Source organism: Streptomyces populi, assembly GCF_002911015.1.
GTDB classification, from domain to species: domain Bacteria; phylum Actinomycetota; class Actinomycetes; order Streptomycetales; family Streptomycetaceae; genus Streptomyces; species Streptomyces populi.
In genome coordinates this window covers 1-806 of sequence record NZ_KZ627100.1, presented here as the reverse complement: position 1 = coordinate 806, position 806 = coordinate 1, and the positions used below count along the sequence as shown (strand labels likewise).

The following is an 806-nucleotide window of genomic DNA, read 5'->3' as shown; positions in this document are numbered from 1 at the left end:
ATCTGCCGGGAGAACGGGATCGCGCACCGGCTGACCCAGCCGGCGTCGCCGACCACGACGGGCAAGGTCGAGCGATTCCATCAGACACTGCGGCGCGAACTCCTCGACGACTGCGGAGCGTTCGAGAGCATCGAGAAGGCTCAGGCGGCGCTGGATCGCTGGGTTGAGGAGTACAACTCCGTCCGGCCGCATCAGGCCCTGGACATGCAGTCCCCGGGCGACCGGTTCGCCCCGGTTCCCGAGCCGGATCGGAACGTGCTGGGCCTGAGGATTCCCGGAGTGCTGGCGCTGGTGCCGCAGCAGCGGACGGCTCCCGCCGCGGTGCCCGATCCGATCGGGGCGGCACCTGTTCCTGCCCCTCCGCCTGATCCGGTCCCGGTCGCGGTGCGGGTGGAGGAGGGCGGGCCGGTGGAGTTCGAGCGGGTGGTGCCTGCGAGTGGGAATCTGCAGGTCGCGGGCAAGCAGTTCTGGCTCGGCCCGTCCCGCGCAGGCCTGACGGTGACGTTCTGGGCGGACACATCGGTGATCCATCTGCTGATCGCCGGGACGCGGATCAAGACCGTGCGCTCACACCTGTCGGTGGCGGATCTGGGGCGGCTGACGGCCCGGGGCGGACGTGTGGCCGGTCCGGCTCCGCTGCCTGCCGGTGACGGGGTGGCGTTCGAGGTGGACCGGGTCGTGAACAACTGCGGCCTGGTGGGCCTGGGCGGTCGCCAGGTGCTGGCGGCGGAGATCCTCGGCGGCCGCCAGGTCGGCATCCGGATCGACGACGAGACGCTGTCGTTCTTCGACCCGTCCTCGCGGGA

The 806-nt window shown here is 71.1% G+C and carries 1 protein-coding gene; it reads left to right on the top strand.

What is annotated here, in order from left to right; all coding sequences use genetic code 11:
• Positions 1 to 806 (top strand): integrase core domain-containing protein (locus CW362_RS42880; RefSeq protein ID WP_162684464.1); only part of this gene is annotated, 806 nt, incomplete at both ends.